Origin of the sequence: Mycolicibacterium baixiangningiae (assembly GCF_016313185.1) — a bacterium.
Classification (GTDB): domain Bacteria; phylum Actinomycetota; class Actinomycetes; order Mycobacteriales; family Mycobacteriaceae; genus Mycobacterium; species Mycobacterium baixiangningiae.
The window spans coordinates 3,531,906-3,546,864 of record NZ_CP066218.1 but is presented as its reverse complement, the minus strand read 5'-3'; the positions used below and the strand labels follow the sequence as shown (position 1 = coordinate 3,546,864).

At 68.2% G+C, this 14,959-nt stretch carries 15 protein-coding genes and 4 tRNA genes; 10 read left to right on the top strand and 9 right to left on the bottom strand.

Annotation, left to right across the window (positions count from 1 at the left end; all coding sequences use genetic code 11):
• Positions 1–26 precede the first annotated feature (26 nt).
• The 3 genes from I7X18_RS16600 to I7X18_RS16590 form a co-directional block, all read right to left on the bottom strand.
• Positions 27–101 (bottom strand) — tRNA-Val (locus tag I7X18_RS16600).
• Between the two features lie 16 nt (positions 102–117).
• A tRNA-Cys gene (locus I7X18_RS16595) sits at positions 118–188 on the bottom strand.
• 27 nt (positions 189–215) lie between these two features.
• Positions 216–288: transfer RNA gene (locus I7X18_RS16590), tRNA-Gly, on the bottom strand.
• A gap of 262 nt (positions 289–550) precedes the next feature.
• Between I7X18_RS16590 and I7X18_RS16585 the strand changes: the two genes are divergently transcribed.
• Positions 551–622, top strand: a tRNA-Val gene (locus I7X18_RS16585).
• A gap of 737 nt (positions 623–1,359) precedes the next feature.
• Here the strand turns inward: I7X18_RS16585 and I7X18_RS16575 are convergent.
• From I7X18_RS16575 to I7X18_RS16555, 5 genes are all read right to left on the bottom strand, one after another.
• Positions 1,360–1,806 carry a DUF6319 family protein gene (locus tag I7X18_RS16575; protein ID WP_193043158.1) on the bottom strand — a complete coding sequence of 149 codons (447 nt, stop codon included), beginning with the start codon at positions 1,804–1,806 and terminating at the stop codon, positions 1,360–1,362.
• A gap of 348 nt (positions 1,807–2,154) precedes the next feature.
• Positions 2,155–3,846, bottom strand: coding sequence for an ICP22 family protein (locus I7X18_RS16570; RefSeq protein ID WP_232375257.1), 1,692 nt, complete (start codon positions 3,844–3,846; stop codon positions 2,155–2,157).
• Positions 3,847–4,149: 303 nt separating this feature from the next.
• The gene (locus tag I7X18_RS16565) at positions 4,150–4,440 is read right to left on the bottom strand and encodes a DUF3618 domain-containing protein (RefSeq protein WP_193043156.1); all 291 of its coding nucleotides are present in this window, start codon (positions 4,438–4,440) and stop codon (positions 4,150–4,152) included.
• Positions 4,437–4,838 (bottom strand): phage holin family protein, encoded by a 402-nt coding sequence (locus I7X18_RS16560; protein ID WP_193043155.1) that lies wholly within the window; start codon positions 4,836–4,838, stop codon positions 4,437–4,439. The genes I7X18_RS16565 and I7X18_RS16560 overlap by 4 nt, the downstream gene beginning before the upstream one ends.
• Before the next feature lie 71 nt (positions 4,839–4,909).
• The gene (locus I7X18_RS16555; protein WP_226862578.1) at positions 4,910–5,626 is read right to left on the bottom strand and encodes a GAF and ANTAR domain-containing protein; all 717 of its coding nucleotides are present in this window, start codon (positions 5,624–5,626) and stop codon (positions 4,910–4,912) included.
• Positions 5,627–5,686: 60 nt separating this feature from the next.
• On the opposite strand from I7X18_RS16555, the gene I7X18_RS16550 reads away from it, so the two are divergent.
• Positions 5,687–6,793 (top strand): hypothetical protein, encoded by a 1,107-nt coding sequence (locus I7X18_RS16550; protein WP_193043153.1) that lies wholly within the window; start codon positions 5,687–5,689, stop codon positions 6,791–6,793.
• Here I7X18_RS16550 and I7X18_RS16545 read toward each other — a convergent pair.
• Positions 6,746–7,243, bottom strand: coding sequence for a DUF1990 domain-containing protein (locus tag I7X18_RS16545; RefSeq protein ID WP_193043152.1), 498 nt, complete (start codon positions 7,241–7,243; stop codon positions 6,746–6,748). The two genes, I7X18_RS16550 and I7X18_RS16545, sit on opposite strands and share 48 nt — an antisense overlap.
• Positions 7,244–7,286: 43 nt before the next feature.
• On the opposite strand from I7X18_RS16545, the gene I7X18_RS16540 reads away from it, so the two are divergent.
• The 8 genes from I7X18_RS16540 to I7X18_RS16505 all read left to right on the top strand — a co-directional run bounded on the left by I7X18_RS16540 (position 7,287) and on the right by I7X18_RS16505 (position 14,910).
• On the top strand, positions 7,287–7,913 hold the full coding sequence (locus tag I7X18_RS16540; RefSeq protein WP_193043151.1) for a PaaI family thioesterase: 627 nt from the start codon (positions 7,287–7,289) through the stop codon (positions 7,911–7,913).
• A complete protein-coding gene (locus I7X18_RS16535; RefSeq protein ID WP_193043150.1) occupies positions 7,910–8,359 on the top strand; it encodes a TIGR02611 family protein in 450 nt (149 codons plus the stop codon). The genes I7X18_RS16540 and I7X18_RS16535 overlap by 4 nt, the downstream gene beginning before the upstream one ends.
• Before the next feature lie 85 nt (positions 8,360–8,444).
• Complete coding sequence (gene thrS / locus I7X18_RS16530) at positions 8,445–10,499, top strand: threonine--tRNA ligase (protein WP_193043149.1); 2,055 nt, start codon at positions 8,445–8,447, stop codon at positions 10,497–10,499.
• Between the two features lie 65 nt (positions 10,500–10,564).
• On the top strand, positions 10,565–11,167 hold the full coding sequence (locus tag I7X18_RS16525) for an ATP adenylyltransferase (RefSeq protein WP_193043954.1): 603 nt from the start codon (positions 10,565–10,567) through the stop codon (positions 11,165–11,167).
• The gene (gene pgsA / locus I7X18_RS16520) at positions 11,164–11,832 is read left to right on the top strand and encodes a phosphatidylinositol phosphate synthase (RefSeq protein ID WP_269751322.1); all 669 of its coding nucleotides are present in this window, start codon (positions 11,164–11,166) and stop codon (positions 11,830–11,832) included. The genes I7X18_RS16525 and pgsA overlap by 4 nt, the downstream gene beginning before the upstream one ends.
• Entirely contained in the window at positions 11,829–12,752 is a 924-nt protein-coding gene (locus tag I7X18_RS16515; RefSeq protein ID WP_193043147.1) for a phosphatidylinositol mannoside acyltransferase, read from the top strand. The genes pgsA and I7X18_RS16515 overlap by 4 nt, the downstream gene beginning before the upstream one ends.
• A 2-nt stretch (positions 12,753–12,754) precedes the next feature.
• Positions 12,755–13,891, top strand: a complete 1,137-nt coding sequence (locus tag I7X18_RS16510; protein ID WP_193043146.1) for a glycosyltransferase family 4 protein — start codon at positions 12,755–12,757, stop codon at positions 13,889–13,891.
• A complete protein-coding gene (locus I7X18_RS16505) occupies positions 13,888–14,910 on the top strand; it encodes an NUDIX hydrolase (protein WP_193043145.1) in 1,023 nt (340 codons plus the stop codon). Before I7X18_RS16510 ends, I7X18_RS16505 begins: the two co-directional genes overlap by 4 nt.
• The last annotated feature ends 49 nt before the right edge of the window (positions 14,911–14,959 follow it).

Here is a 14,959-nt window from a genome sequence, read left to right as displayed (position 1 = left end):
GTTACCGGGCCTGACCTGCAAAAACGTGGTGCGCGATACTGGGATTGAACCAGTGACCTCTTCCGTGTCAGGGAAGCGCTCTCCCGCTGAGCTAATCGCGCCGGGGTCCTACATCGGAGGTGGAGACGGGAATCGAACCCGTGTGCACGGCTTTGCAGGCCGTTGCCTCACCACTCGGCCACTCCACCGCTGGGGTTGATGCCTCTTGCACCTCGAGCGGATGACGGGATTCGAACCCGCGACCCTCACCTTGGCAAGGTGATGCGCTACCAACTGCGCTACATCCGCGTGCTCGGGGCGAGATCGTCGCCCGTTGCGATGCAGAACGATAGTCCACGCATGCCTGGCCACACAAATCCCTTCGGCCGCACTGGTCTCCAACCCGCTCGATATGCCGATTTCGACGCCAGGGTCGTTGCCGCATCGCGCGCGCAACCATGGTGCAGAAGTCGACGGACGTGCCGGAAGTGAGCAGCGGATTCCTGCCGGCCCGAGGCCACGTGCTAGTCTTCGACGTCGTTCGGCCCGCTCGTTCGGGCTGATCCCACCAGGTCCCGTAGCTCAGTGGGAGAGCGTCCGCCTCACACGCGGAAGGTCGCTGGTTCGAAACCAGCCGGGACCACCTAAAAGCAATGCTCAGAGGGTAGCCGTTCGCGCCGTCAGCTTCGTCCTCGAACTCGTCTGGCACCGGGACCTCGTCGGTCTCGATGGAGCGTAGACGTGGCGGGCGGGATCTTTCGGCACTTGCCTGTCGGGGCCTCACCGCTCATGCGAGCAACCTCCGCCAGCGGTCTTCGAAGACCGCACGACGCGATGAGGAATCGACTCAATGGCCTGCTGGTGGACCAGGTTCGGTCGGATGCCTACGCGGCGCCGTTGAAGCTGCCGCAGTTTTCCTACGTGATCGGGGAGCTGCGGGAGCTCTCGTCATGCAGGCATTCGGGGGCTCTGAGACGTGGCCCCGGGAACGGATCGACAAGGCGATCGCCGCCGTGAAGAATCAGGTCGCCGACTTCCTGGGCGAATTCGAGGGGGAATGACGATGGCCTACATGGCGGGACAGCTGGTGTTTCTCGCGATCGTCGCAGCGTTGATCGGTGGCGCGATCTGGGCTGTGGTGGTGATGCGCAAGCCACATCCACCGCGCGAGGACGACGACGAGTGGTGACCCCGATTCATCACGGTGTAGGCGGCTCCGGCGGAGAGCTCACCGTTCTGCCCGGCTCCATGGTGGCCGCGTAGGAGTACTTCTACACCTTGCCCGCCGGCATTGGGGAGTAGATCGTCAGCCCAGCCCGATCAGCCGGACGAGGCTGCGCAAGCGGATCAGGCGCGGACGAGCGCGTCGGCTCAGGGAGCTCAGTCCAAGTCGGCGAGGGCCCGGCGGGCGGCCTCTAGTTCGGCTTCGAGCGCGGCGACCCTGGCGGCCTGCTGGGAGCGGGCTTCTTCGATGACCTTGTCGAGCGGCGTGGAGAGGTCTTCGTGCAGCTCCCTTGCGGCCCGGGATACGGCGGCGGCCGGGACTGCGAGGTCACGGGCCAAGTGGGTGGTGCCCTGCTTGAGTTCGGCGCGCCATTCCCCGTCGGCAGTGCCGATGACGGTGAGGGTCAGCTCGAGAGTCTTGGTCTTCTTGCCGACCGCCTTCCTGGCCGGGGACTTCTTTGGCGTCTCGGCGGAAGTTTCAGTGGCGAGCGCATCGGGCGGCGGCGTGCTACCAGGCGAGGTGCTCTCGAAAGCAGGATTGCCGACGTCGGGAGTGCTGGATTCGGTGGACGGCGCTTCCGCTGCCAGAGTGTCTACGGTCATCATTACGCGATCTCCTAGTGAACATCGCCCGCGGTGAGCGGGCTGGCGGTGAGCGCATTGATTAGAACACACGTTCGATGAATGGCCAATCCACTGACTCAGACTTTGCGGCAAGGCTGCGACACGGGACGAGTCGCAGAATCCACGCGGCAGAACTTCCAGCGCACTGACTGCTACAACGAAACCACCTGAGCCGCAAGCTATCTCACACACGGAAGGCCGCTGATTCGAGACCAAATCTCGCGCGCTGTTGCGCCCATGACACGTGCATCGGTTGTGGTACAGCACCCAATGATGCTGTACCACAACCGATCCTGCGCTACCGCGATCCGCTACGCGACGCGGTGATCACTCGGTCGCGGTGTCGCCACCCGTCTCGCCGGTGTCGCCACCTGTGTCGGCTCCGGGGTCACCGGCATCACCTGTGTCGTCGGTGTCCTCGGCCTCGTCTGCCTCGTCTGCCTCGTCACCGGTCTCGTCCACCACGTCACCTGTGCCGTCGTCCTCCGGAAGCTGCTCGACCTCGTCGAGGTCTTCGTCGCCGAGATCCTGGTCACCCGAGTCGCCGGTCGTATCGTTGCCCGGCAGCTGGTCGTCGTCGCCGTCTTCGGACGGGTCCAGCTCACCGATCGGCGTCAGATCGCCCTCGGAATCCGTCTCTTCGTTCGTGACGCCCGTCCGCTGCGTGTCCGCCCCGGCCGAGAAGATGTCCGCGTCGCCCTCACCCTCGATTTCCTCTTCGATGCCGACGCCGGCGTCCACCTCGAGGTCGAGGTCGATTCCCAACGCGACCGCGAAGTGATTGACCAGAGCGCGCACCGATGCGGCGAAGTCGACATCCGGCAGGTCGGGCACCGGTAGGCCGGCCCCCCCGAACAGCGCCGCGGTCAGTCCGTTGACCAACGAGACGCCGCCCGCGACCCCCACGTCCACCAGCACGTCGTCGAGCGTGAACTTCCACGCGATCGCCTCTCCGACACCGCGGATCCCGCCGTCGATCCCTACGGAGATGTCGCCGACCAGTTCGACGAGGGCTTCGGGCGCCCCCAGCACGCCCAGGAGCGCACCGGTGATGTCAGCCCGCACGCCGACGCCGGCCTCGGCCAGCGCCCTCGCGAGGTCGGCGATCACCGACACGCCCAATTCGACCGCGCCGCCCGCGGTGAGCAGCCCACCGTTGATGCCGTCGGCGAAGAGCTCCACCAGGTTGCCCAGAGCCAGCACCACGTCCTCGCCGCCGATGTCCGGCAGGTCGGCCGTGCCGCCCAGGAGGGCGACCAGGCTGCCGGCCACACCGTTGGTCAGCGCGATACCGCCCGTCGCCACCAGGTCGACCAGCAAGTCATCCAGCGTGGCCTTCCAGGCAACCGCCGCACCCGCGCCGACGATCCCGGTCCCGATCAGGTCGCCGATATCGCCGATGGCCAGGCCGATGGCGGCGGACAGGTCGGCAGCCACGCCGCCTTCGGGCGTGAGTGCGGCGAGCAGGCTCACCAGCGCGCCGGCGATCGCGTCCACCCCGTCGGCGCCCGCGAGGGCGGCAGCCGTCGCGATCTCGACCACTAGTGCGGCACCGAGGTCGAACGCACCGTTGGCCGCCGTGATCGCACCGTTGACGTCGAAGGCGAGTGCGTTGATCAGATCCGCGAAGGCCGCGGTGATCGCCTCGGCGTCGAGGTCGACGTCGACGTCGAGGCGCAGGCTGGCTCCCAGCCGTGCCATCAGGTCCACGAGGTCGCTGTTGAAGCGGAAGACGGCGTCGAAATCGAGATCGATCGCCGCTCGCGCCGCGGCCTCGAGTTCCACGGCATCGAAGGGCAGAGCCAGGGCGGCCAGAAGTGGCGTCGGCGTCGGCGCGCTCACCGCGTACGCGGTGGTGCGGGCCTCCGCGGGGGCCGGCGTGACGAAGGTTCCGACCAGCGCGGTGGCGCCCAGGACGGCGAGACCGCCGGTGATGGCGGGGCGCAACGAACCGCGCCGGCGCCGTACCCGGCGCGGTGCGGAGTTTGCTGGTGCGTCCGCCGCGTGCGAGATGTGCACGCCGGGGCCCGTGCCGACGGCGAGAGCGGTCGTTGCAGCTTTCGCACGACGATGCCGACCACCGATCCGGGGCGACCGGCCAAGGCCGGCCTCGCTCCGCGCAAACTCAGATTCGCAGGATTTTTTGGTGTCGCCCGACATCTTGGCCCCCTTCTCGGTTATCAATCGTCCCCCCGACCACGCCGGATGACGAGAAACGTACCTTAAAGGAACCTGATAAAGAAGTAAATGCTCGAAAGTCGAGCAAATGAATTTTAGGGCGGCTACCGGATCCCCTGAAGGGGCCGTGCTAACTGTGGGCCCTCAGTGGCGCCTGCGCCACACGATGATCACCAACAGCAGGGCGACGACCGCCGCCGCCACCGGGATCGCCTTCTGCGGATTGTCGGTCACGGCGTGCTGGGCGGTTTGCGCTGTATAGGCGACGCGCTGCTTGGTCTCGTCGACCTTGTCCTTGGCCTGCTGCTTGACGTCCAGCTTGGCCGACAGCGCTTCGACCGTCTCGCCGAGTTGCTGGCGGGTGGCCTCGATGTCAGCCTCGATGTCTTCGACGCCGGCCTCCGGGCCGGGTTCGGGGCGGTCGGGTGCGGTCATGACGCTCGGTCCTTTACCTCTTGGATGTCGGCCTTAACCGTTTCGACGGTTCGGGGAGCCGCCGGGGTGATTTCCTCGGCCTGCTTCTTGCTGACCAGTGCCGCGACCCCGGCGATGATGAACAGCACCAGCGCGACGATCAGCGCCGCCGCCCATACGGGCAAAACCAGCGACAGCGCCGCCACCGCGGCGGCGATCACCGTCGCGAGCCCAAGGAATGCGAAAAGCCCAGCGACGCTGAGCAATCCGGCACCGATGCCGGCATGCTTCGCCGATTCCTGGAATTCCTTCTGCGCCAACCGCAACTCGTCGCGCACCAGACGCGACGTCTGGGCGGACAGCTGACTCATCAATTCGCCCAGCGACGCATCGGCGCCCGGCTTCGATTCGAGACTCATCACGCACCAACCCTCTGCTTGCTATGTGAGGACTGTGGTGCCCCGGGTCCGGCGCGATGAAACCCCGTGCGTCAGATCCCGGCCGAACTCGCGTTTTTCGTCAGTTCTGTCGCGATTTGGAGTAGGGGGACATTGGAGTCCTGCGACAGCTTGCGCAGCAGCGCGAACGCCTGCACCGCGTCGACGGTGTACCGCTCCATGATCATGCCCTTGGCCTGACCGATGATGTCGCGGCTGGCGAGCGCCTGCCGGAACTGCTCGTCGCGGCGCGCCGAGTTCCAGGCCACCGAGGAGTGGGCGGCGAAGATCAACCCGATCTCACGGGTCGCCGGCCCGAACGCGTGGGGTGTCTCGGCGTACACGTTGATCGCGCCCATCGTCTGATCGGCGATGAACAACTGGAACGCCATCACCGAGCGGATCGGTGTGTGGTCGAGGACATCGCGCCGGTAATGCGGGAAACGGTCGTCGTGCTCCAGGTCGGCGACGTGGACGGTGCGCTCCTCCCAGGCCGCGGTGAGGCAGGGCCCTTCGCGGTGGCGCTCCTGGATTTCGTCGAGCAGGATCGGCCACTTGTGCGACGCCGCCGGTGTCTCGATCTTCTTGGCATTGCGGGTGACGGTCACACCGGCGTATTGGGCGCCCGGGATCTCGACCGCGGCGTGCTCGACCAGTTCGGCGATCACCGCGTCGGGGTCTGCCTCGAATTGTCCGTGCAACTGTTGCACCAGTTCGGCGATTCGCCGGTGCACTCCGTCGAGGCCGGCAGGTTCGTTCACCAGCACCATCTTGATCGTGTCCCTCCGATAAGTTGCTTAAGGCTACGCGCTCCATCTGCCGGAGGATGCATGAACAACAGCCGTCGAAGCCGTCGAGGTGCGATGACCCGCGACGCCACCGGTTCGGCGTCGGCCGAAGCGTTCGTGCTCATCGCGATCGCCACTATCCTCATCACCCGTCTCTATCTCGAGCTGACCGGATATCCGCAGGTCGGCAGCGGAGACCTGCACATCGCGCACGCCCTGTGGGGTGGTGCGCTGATGATGCTCGCGCTGCTGATCGGCTGGCTGCTGATCGGTGCGGGCGCGCGGGTGGCCGCGGTGATCATGGGTGGGGTCGGATTCGGACTGTTCCTCGACGAGGTCGGCAAGTTCGTCACCAAGACCAACGACTACTTCTACGGGCCGGCCGCCGAGATCATGTACATCCTCGTCGTCCTCATCCTCGTCGGCGCCCGGGTGGTCCGGGACTTCCGGCCACTGACGGCGCGGGAATGTCTGGCCTCGGCGACGTCGATCGCCGCCGACGGGGTCGCGCGCGGGCTGGCCCACCACCGCCGGGAGATCGGGTTGGCACTGCTGGTGCAGGCCGAGGAAGCGGGGGCGGATCGGGACGACGTCGGCCGCGTGCGGGCCCTGCTGGTGGCCGCGGACCCCACCAGTGACCGGCTCTACCGCCTGCAGCGGTGGGCGCCGCGCCTGATTCCCGGGTTCTTCCGCAGTCCGCGCTGGGTGCCGGTGGTCGGGTGGCTGCTGGTGATCGGTGCCGTCGGCGGCATGCTCTTCGGGCTGCTCGGTATCGCGCTGGGCGGCTACTTCTACCAGCACGACGACATCACCCTGCGGTTGGACGGAATGAACCCGGCGTCGGTCATCCTGATCATCACCGCCGCGGTGACCTCGGCGATCGCGGTGCCGGCGATGATCGCGCGGCGCCACACCACCCGGCTGTGGCCGCTGCGCTGGCTGCGTAACGCCGCGCTGCTGTTCACGTTCCTCAACGCGTTCGTCGACTTCGCGACCGAGGGCTTCGCCGCACTGATCAGCCTGTCGATCGGGCTGTTCACGCTGGCGGTGTTGACCTATCAGATCGACGTGGCGGTCCGGCACCCTGTCCGGACCGACACCTCAGAGCGCCCGCAGATAGCGCCGGGTGACCACGCGTTGCAGCAGTGAGGTGACCGGGCCCGCGAGCCGACTCCACCACGTGCCGTGCCGGGAGAACGCCGCCACCTCCGCATACACCTGATCGGTCGCCGGGTCGTAGCGCACCGCGAACAGTTCCTCGCCGGTCTCGGCGTGCCCGGGCAGCGTGCCGTAGGCGAATCCGCGGCGGTCGGGTTCGTCGATGACATAGACGACGCGGCACGGGACCCGCACCGGGCCCAGGCCCACGATCACCTCGGAGCCCACCTCGGCGACCTCCGTCGTGGCGCGCACGTGCAGGCCGGCGCCGCGGAGCATGCCCCAGCGCATCACCTCGGCGCCGGCCCGGTCGAAGCGCGCGCGACCAGATCCGATCACCGCCGACTCCTGCACATGGTGGTAGCCGGCGGGCATCGGTCCGCCGGTCGCGCCGACCTCGGAATAGGTCAACGGCAGAGCGGCGAGGTCGCTGAGCTTCACCCCGCCACCCTCTCATCGCGCGCGCCCCCATACGGTGGGCGGTGTGGTCAGCGAATCGAGCCGGGGGCAGGACGGTGGCGGGTTCAACCCGCCGGAACCGACCACCCGCGGCGGGCCCGATTACGGCCGGTTCGTCGAGGCGGTCCGCGATCTGCAGGACCTCGCCCGCGCTGCCGACGCCCCCGACGAGGTGATCACCGAGGCCGCAGGGCTGATCGAGAAGGTCAGCGGCCTGCTGGCGCCTTACCACTCCGACGAGTGGCATTCGCCGTCCGGGCGCCGGCTGGACCTACCCAACCGGGGGAACATCCTGCAGGTGCCGACGGTGCTGGCCAAGACCGACGACGGCCGCATCGCCGGCGAGGCCACGTTCCGGCGGTTCTATCTCGGCCGCAACGGCGCCGCACACGGCGGCGCGGTAGCCCTGCTGTTCGACTCGGTACTCGGCTACACCGCCTACAAACTCACCCAGAGCCGGTATCAGCGCACCGCCTTCCTGCACCTGAACTACCGCAACATCGCACCGGTGGAGAAGACACTGCGCGTCGAGGCCGGCATCAACCGGATCGAAGGCCGCAAGATCTTCGTCGAGGGCCGGCTTCTCGACGGGGACACCGTGCTCGCCGACGCCGAGGCGTTGTTCGTCCGACTGAAACCGGGGCAACCGTGACCGAGAACGAAACCGAGCAACCGTCGCGCTGGTCGGGGGTCAAAGACCGGTGGAAACGGTGGCGGGACGGACTGCACCGTCGGCCCCGGGTCAAGTTCTTCTACCGCATCGCGGTCGGGGTCGTCGGCGTGGTGGTGCTGGGCCTCGGCATCCTCGCGATCCCGTACCCGGGACCCGGGTGGGCGATCGTGTTCATCGGCCTGGGCATCCTGGCCACCGAGTTCGACTGGGCCCAAAGCCTTCTGGCGAAAGTGCGGGAGCGCTACGACAAGGCGATGGACTGGTTCCACGGCCAGCCCGCGATCGTGCAGATCCTGGGTGGTCTGCTCACCGCGGTGGTGGTGTTCACGACGCTGTGGCTGATGGGTGCGGTCGACTGGGCGGGGGAGCTCTTCGGGGTCGAGCACGGGTGGCTCAACAGCCCCCTCGGGGTGGGCTCTCCCTGACGTTCGGTCACGCTCGGGGTTCGGCGGCCCACACCGATAGCATGGTCGCGATCGACCATCCCCGACCCGCTATGGAGACACACCGATGAGCGCCGCCGCCAGCCCAGCCCCAGCAGCCCTGATCCGGGTCGCTGCCGGGACCACCGCCGGGGCGGCGGTCCGCGAGGCGGGTCTGCCGGGTCGCGGCGCCCCCGATGCGATCGTCGTGGTGCGCGATGCCGACGGCCGGTTGCGTGACCTGTCGTGGGCGCCGGAGTCCGACGCCGAGGTGACGCCGGTGTCCGCCGACACCGACGAGGGCCGCAGCGTGATCCGCCATTCGGCCGCGCACGTCCTCGCGCAGGCGGTGCAGGACCTGTTCCCCGAGGCCAAGCTGGGGATCGGCCCGCCCATCACCGACGGTTTCTACTACGACTTCGACGTAGCGCAGGCGTTCACGCCCGAGGACCTCGAGGCGCTCGAGAAGAAGATGCGCCAGATCGTCAAGGACGGTCAGCTGTTCTCCCGGCGGGTCTACGAGTCCAAGGACGCGGCCCGCACGGAACTCCAGCACGAGCCCTACAAACTCGAACTCGTCGACGACAAATCCGGCGATCCCGAGGTGATGGAGGTCGGTGGCGACGAGCTGACGGCCTACGACAACCTCAACCCCCGTACCCGGGAGCGCGTCTGGGGTGACCTGTGCCGCGGTCCGCACATCCCGACCACCAAGTACATCCCGGCATTCAAGCTGACCCGCAGTTCGGCCGCGTACTGGCGCGGCGATCAGGCCAACGCGAGCCTGCAGCGCATCTACGGCACCGCCTGGGAGTCGCAGGAGGCGCTCGACCGCCACCTCGAGCTCATCGAGGAGGCGCAGCGCCGCGACCACCGCAAGCTCGGCGTGGAGCTCGACCTGTTCAGCTTCCCCGACGAACTCGGTTCGGGTCTGCCGGTCTTCCACCCCAAGGGCGGCATCATCCGCAAGGAACTCGAGGATTACTCGCGGGCCAAGCACCTGGAGGCCGGCTACGAGTTCGTCAACACCCCGCACATCACCAAAGAACACCTCTACGTGACGTCCGGGCATCTCGAGTGGTACGCCGACGGGATGTTCCCGGCGATGCACATCGACGCCGAGTACGACGCGGACGGCGCGGTGCGCAAGCCCGGGCAGAACTACTACCTCAAGCCGATGAACTGCCCGATGCACCACCTGATCTACCGCTCGCGGGGCCGGTCGTACCGCGAATTGCCTTTGCGGCTCTTCGAATTCGGTTCGGTGTACCGCTACGAGAAGTCCGGTGTGGTGCACGGTCTGACCCGGGTGCGCGGGATGACGCAGGACGACGCGCACATCTACGTCTCCCGTGAACAGATGCGCGACGAGTTGACCTCGCTGCTGCAGTTCGTGCTCGACCTGCTGGCCGATTACGGCCTCGACGAGTACTACCTGGAGCTGTCGACGAAGGATCCGGAGAAGTACGTCGGCTCCGACGAGATCTGGGAGGAGGCCACCGAGACGCTGCGCGAGGTGGCCGAGGCCTCGGGCCTCGATCTCGTGCCGGATCCCGGCGGCGCCGCCTTCTACGGTCCGAAGATCTCCGTTCAGGTCAAGGACGCGCTGGGGCGCAACTGGCAGATGTCGACGATCCAGCTGGACTTCAACATGCCCGAACGGTTCGAGCTGGAGTACACCGCGGCCGACGGCAGCCGGCAGCGGCCGGTGCTCATCCACCGGGCGCTGTTCGGTTCGATCGAACGGTTCTTCGGGGTGCTCACCGAGCACTACGCCGGGGCGTTCCCGGCGTGGCTGGCGCCGGTGCAGGTGGTCGGCATCCCGGTCGCCGACGGGCATGTGGAGTACCTCAACGATGTTGCGGCGCAACTCCGTTCGCGTGGCGTGCGCGTCGAGGTGGATGCCAGCGACGATCGGATGGCCAAGAAGATCGTCAACCACACCAACCAGCGGGTGCCCTTCATGGTGCTGGCGGGGGACAAGGACGTGGACGCCGGTGCGGTGAGCTTCCGCTTCGGTGACCGCACGCAGATCAACGGGGTGCCGCGCGACGAGGCGGTCGAGGCGATCGTGAGCTGGATCGCCGACCGCCGCAACGCGGTGCCCACGGCCGATCTGGTCAAGGTGGGCGCCGGAACGTGAGTGGGGACGTGACCGAACCGGACGACCAGACGATCATCGATGAGCGCTTGCGCGAAGAGCAGACGATCGGCGATGAGCGCTTGCGCGAAGAGCAGACGATCATCGATCACGGGGTCGGCGATCCGGACAACCTGCAACGGTTGTGGACGCCGCACCGCATGAGCTACATCGCAGAGTCGCCCATGAAGAAGGGTTCGGGCTCGTCCCAGTCGTCGGAGCCGTTCACCGACATCCCCAACATGGCCGACGAGGACGGGCTGGTGGTGGCGCGCGGTGACCAGGTGTACGCGGTGCTCAACCTGTACCCGTACAACCCCGGACACCTCATGGTCGTGCCGTACCGGCGGGTGTCCGAACTCGAAGACCTCACCGAGGCCGAGAGCATCGAGCTCATGGGGTTCACCCAGAAGGCGATTCGCGTCATCAAGGCGGTGTCCCGTCCGCACGGCTTCAATGTCGGGCTCAACCTGGGGCAGTCGGCGGGCGGTTCGCTGGCCGAACACCTGCACATGCACGTCGTACCGCGGTGGGGTGGGGACGCCAACTTCATCACGATCATCGGCGGGTCCAAGATCATCCCACAGCTGCTGCGTGAGACGCGCGAACTGCTCGCGGCGGAGTGGGCGCGCCAGTACGGGGGAGCGCATCGACGGGAGGTCGAGCACTGAGCAACTTTTATCTGATGACCAGGGCCGCATACACGAAGCTGTCCCGGCCGGTCGCCAAAGCGGCCCTGCGCGTGGGGTTCACCCCGGACAGCATCACGATCCTGGGCACTGCGGGCACGGTGTTGGCCGCCTTGACGCTCTTCCCGATCGGGCAGCTGTGGTGGGGCGCCTTCGCCGTTGCGGTGTTCGTGCTCGCCGACATGCTCGACGGCGCCATGGCGCGGCTCAGTGGGGGCGGAACCCCATTCGGGGCGGTGCTCGACGCCACCTGCGACCGAATCGCCGACGGTGCGATCTTCGCGGGCCTGCTGTGGTGGGCGGCCTTCGGCATGGACAGCCCGTCGCTGGTGGTGGCGACCTTGATCTGCCTGATCACCTCGCAGGTCATCTCCTACATCAAGGCGCGCGCCGAGGCCAGCGGGCTGCGCGGGGACGGCGGCTTCATCGAGCGCCCCGAGCGGCTGGTGATCGTGATCACCGGCGCCGGCCTATCCGGGGTGTGGTTCCTGCACATCCCGTGGCTGCTGCCGGTGGCGATGTGGCTCCTCGCCGTGGCGAGCGTGGTCACCGTGCTCCAGCGCGTGCACACGGTGCGGACCTCGCCCGGTGCGATGGACCGGCTCCAGCCCCCGGGCGGGGAGAAGCCGGCGGCGGACCAACAGTGACCGCACTCGGCGGCCGGCCGCCCGGCACCGACAAGCTGAAGGACTGGGGGTACGCCGCCGGCTGGCGGGTGGTCCGAGCCCTACCGGATACCGCGGTGCGCACCATGTTCGACGCCGGGGCCAGGTACTCGGCGCGCAACGGCGGCCCCGAGCAGCTGCGCAAGAACCTCGCCAGGGTCACGGGCGTCGCGCCGGCCGACGTGCCCGACGAGTTGATGCGCGCATCGCTCGCGTCGTACGCCCGGTACTGGCGCGAAGCGTTCCGGCTGCCGGCGATGGACCACCGCGAGCTGGGACGGGAGCTCACCGTCGATGGCATCCAACACGTCTGGGATGCACTCGAGGCCGGCCGCGGCGCCGTCGTGGCACTGCCGCACAGCGGCAACTGGGATATGGCCGGGGTGTGGCTGGTGCAGAACCACGGCACGTTCACCACGGTGGCCGAACGGCTGCGGCCCGAGTCGCTGTTCAACCGCTTCGTCGCCTACCGCGAAAGCCTCGGCTTCGAGGTGATCCCGCTGTCCGGGGGTGAGCGCCCGCCGTATCAGCTGCTGCGAGACCGGTTGCGCGCCAACCGGGTGGTGTGCCTGATGGCCGAACGCGACCTGACCCGTCACGGCGTCGCGGTCGACTTCTTCGGCGAGCCCACCCGGATGCCCGCGGGACCGGCGAAGCTGGCGTGTGAGACCGGGGCGGCGCTGCTGCCGGTGCACTGCTGGTTCGACGACGACGGCTGGGGCATGCAGGTCTTCGCACCGCTCGACACCTCAGGCGGCGACGTCGGGGCGATCACCCAGGCGCTGGCCGACCAGTTCGCGATCAACATCGCCAAGCACCCCGAGGATTGGCACATGCTGCAACCGCAGTGGCTGGCCGACCTGTCCGACGCGCGCCGCGCCAAACTGGCCGGAGCCGGTTAGCGATGCGCATCGGGATGGTGTGCCCGTACTCGTTCGACGTGCCGGGCGGGGTGCAGTCCCACGTCCTGCAGCTGGCAGAGGTCATGCGGGGTCGCGGACACGAGGTGAGCGTGCTGGCGCCGTCCTCGCCGCACGTCGATCTGCCCGACTACGTCGTCTCCGGCGGGCGCGCGGTGCCGATTCCCTACAACGGTTCGGTGGCGCGGCTGCGATTCGGCCCCGCCACCCACCGCCTGGTCAAGAAATGGTTGGTCAACGGCGACTTCGACGTGTTGCACCTGCACGAACCGAACGCGCCGAGCCTGTCGATGCTGGCACTGCAGGCCGCTGAGGGTCCGATCGTCGCGACGTTCCACACGTCGACCACGAAATCGCTGACCTTGTCGGTCTTCCAGGGCATCCTGCGCCCGTACCACGAGAAGATCGTCGGCCGTATCGCCGTGTCCGATCTCGCCCGGCGCTGGCAGATGGAGGCGCTGGGGTCCGACGCTGTCGAGATCCCCAACGGCGTCGACGTCGGCTTCTTCGCTGACGCGCCGCGCCTGCCCGGCTATCCGAGGCCGGGTCGCACCGTGCTGTTCCTGGGCCGCTACGACGAGCCGCGCAAGGGGATGGCCGTGCTGTTGGGCGCGCTGCCCGCGCTGGTGGCGCGCTATCCGGACGTGGAGGTGCTCATCGTCGGGCGCGGGGACGAGGCGGAACTGCGTGAGCAGGCAGGAAAACTCGGCGGACACCTGTGCTTCCTGGGCCAGGTGGACGACGCCACGAAAGCCTCGGCGATGCGCAGCGCCGACGTGTACTGCGCGCCCAACACCGGCGGGGAGAGCTTCGGCATCGTGCTGGTCGAGGCGATGGCCGCCCGGACCGCCGTGGTCGCCAGCGATCTGGACGCGTTCCGGCGGGTACTGCAGGACGGCGCGGCGGGCCGGCTGATCACCGTCGACGACGCCGACGCGCTGGCCGAGGGCCTGATCGAGATGCTCGGTGACAGTCCCGCGCAGGTGGCGGCGCGGCTGCGCTACATCGAGGCCGCATCCGATGCGGTCGGCCGCTACGACTGGTCGGTGGTGGCGGTCCAGATCCTGCGCGTCTACGAGACCGTCGCCGGATCGGGAGTCAAGGTCCAGGTCGCGCCGTGACATGGCTCGTGATCGCCCTGCTGGCGGTCCTGCTCGCGATCGTGCTGCTCGTCGGCACGTGGGCGTATCAGACCGCGCACCGGCTCGACCGGCTGCACGTGCGCTACGACCTGAGCTGGCAGGCGCTGGACGGGGCGCTGGCCCGCCGGGCGGTGGTCGCCCGGGCGGTCGCCGTCGACGCGTACGCCGGGGGACCACAGGGCAAACGGCTCGCAGCGCTCGCAGGCGCCGCCGAACGGGCGCCGCGCAGTGCCCGTGAGGCCGCGGAGAACGAGCTGTCGGCGGCGCTGGCGCTCGTGGACCCGGCGTCCCTGCCGGTCGCTCTGGTCGCCGAACTGGCCGACGCCGAGGCCCGGGTCCTGCTGGCCCGCCGGTTCCACAACGACGCGGTCCGCGACACCCTGGCGCTGCGCGAACGCACGCCGGTGCGGTTACTGCGCCTCGGCGGGACCGCGGCGCTGCCGACCTACTTCGAGATCGCCGAGGTCTCCTCACGCGACATCGAACCGCTGGGCAGGCGGGTCTCGGCGCGGGTGGTGCTGCTCGACGAGACGGGCGCGGTGCTGCTGCTGTGCGGTTCGGACCCGGCGGCCGACGGCGACGCGCCACGCTGGTGGTTCACCGTCGGCGGGGCGGTGCAGACGGGGGAGACGTTGGCGCAGAGCGCCGTGCGGGAGGTCGCGGAAGAGACCGGACTGCACGTCGCGCCGGAGGCGCTGATCGGACCGGTGTGGCGCCGCGACGCGGTGTTCGAGTTCAACGGGTCGGTGTTGCGGAGTCAGGAGATGTTCTTCGTGCACCGCACCCGGCGGTTCGCTCTCTCGACGACGGGGCAGACGGCGCTGGAGCGTCACTACATTCACGGGCACCGCTGGTGTGATGCGACAATGATCGCCGAACTGGTCGCCGGCGGAGAGACCGTTTATCCGCAGCAGCTGGGCGAGTTGTTGGCCCGGGCGAACGAACTGGCCGACGAGCCCGTGCCGCAGGACACGCGACCTGTGGAAACGATCCGCTGAGTTGCGGAATCGATTGATTTGATGTCGCTACTACACTGGATCGGTAGCG

What these genes read in the sequence shown, in the direction of transcription:
- I7X18_RS16550 (WP_193043153.1), top strand. Translation starts at nt 5,687, where the DNA reads ATGAACAACAGCCGTCGAAGCCGTCGAGGTGCGATGACCCGCGACGCC.
- I7X18_RS16575 (WP_193043158.1), bottom strand. Translation starts at nt 1,806, where the DNA reads ATGACCGTAGACACTCTGGCAGCGGAAGCGCCGTCCACCGAATCCAGC.
- I7X18_RS16510 (WP_193043146.1), top strand. Translation starts at nt 12,755, where the DNA reads ATGCGCATCGGGATGGTGTGCCCGTACTCGTTCGACGTGCCGGGCGGG.
- I7X18_RS16560 (WP_193043155.1), bottom strand. Translation starts at nt 4,838, where the DNA reads ATGAGTCTCGAATCGAAGCCGGGCGCCGATGCGTCGCTGGGCGAATTG.
- I7X18_RS16565 (WP_193043156.1), bottom strand. Translation starts at nt 4,440, where the DNA reads ATGACCGCACCCGACCGCCCCGAACCCGGCCCGGAGGCCGGCGTCGAA.
- thrS (WP_193043149.1), top strand. Translation starts at nt 8,445, where the DNA reads ATGAGCGCCGCCGCCAGCCCAGCCCCAGCAGCCCTGATCCGGGTCGCT.
- I7X18_RS16555 (WP_226862578.1), bottom strand. Translation starts at nt 5,626, where the DNA reads ATGGTGCTGGTGAACGAACCTGCCGGCCTCGACGGAGTGCACCGGCGA.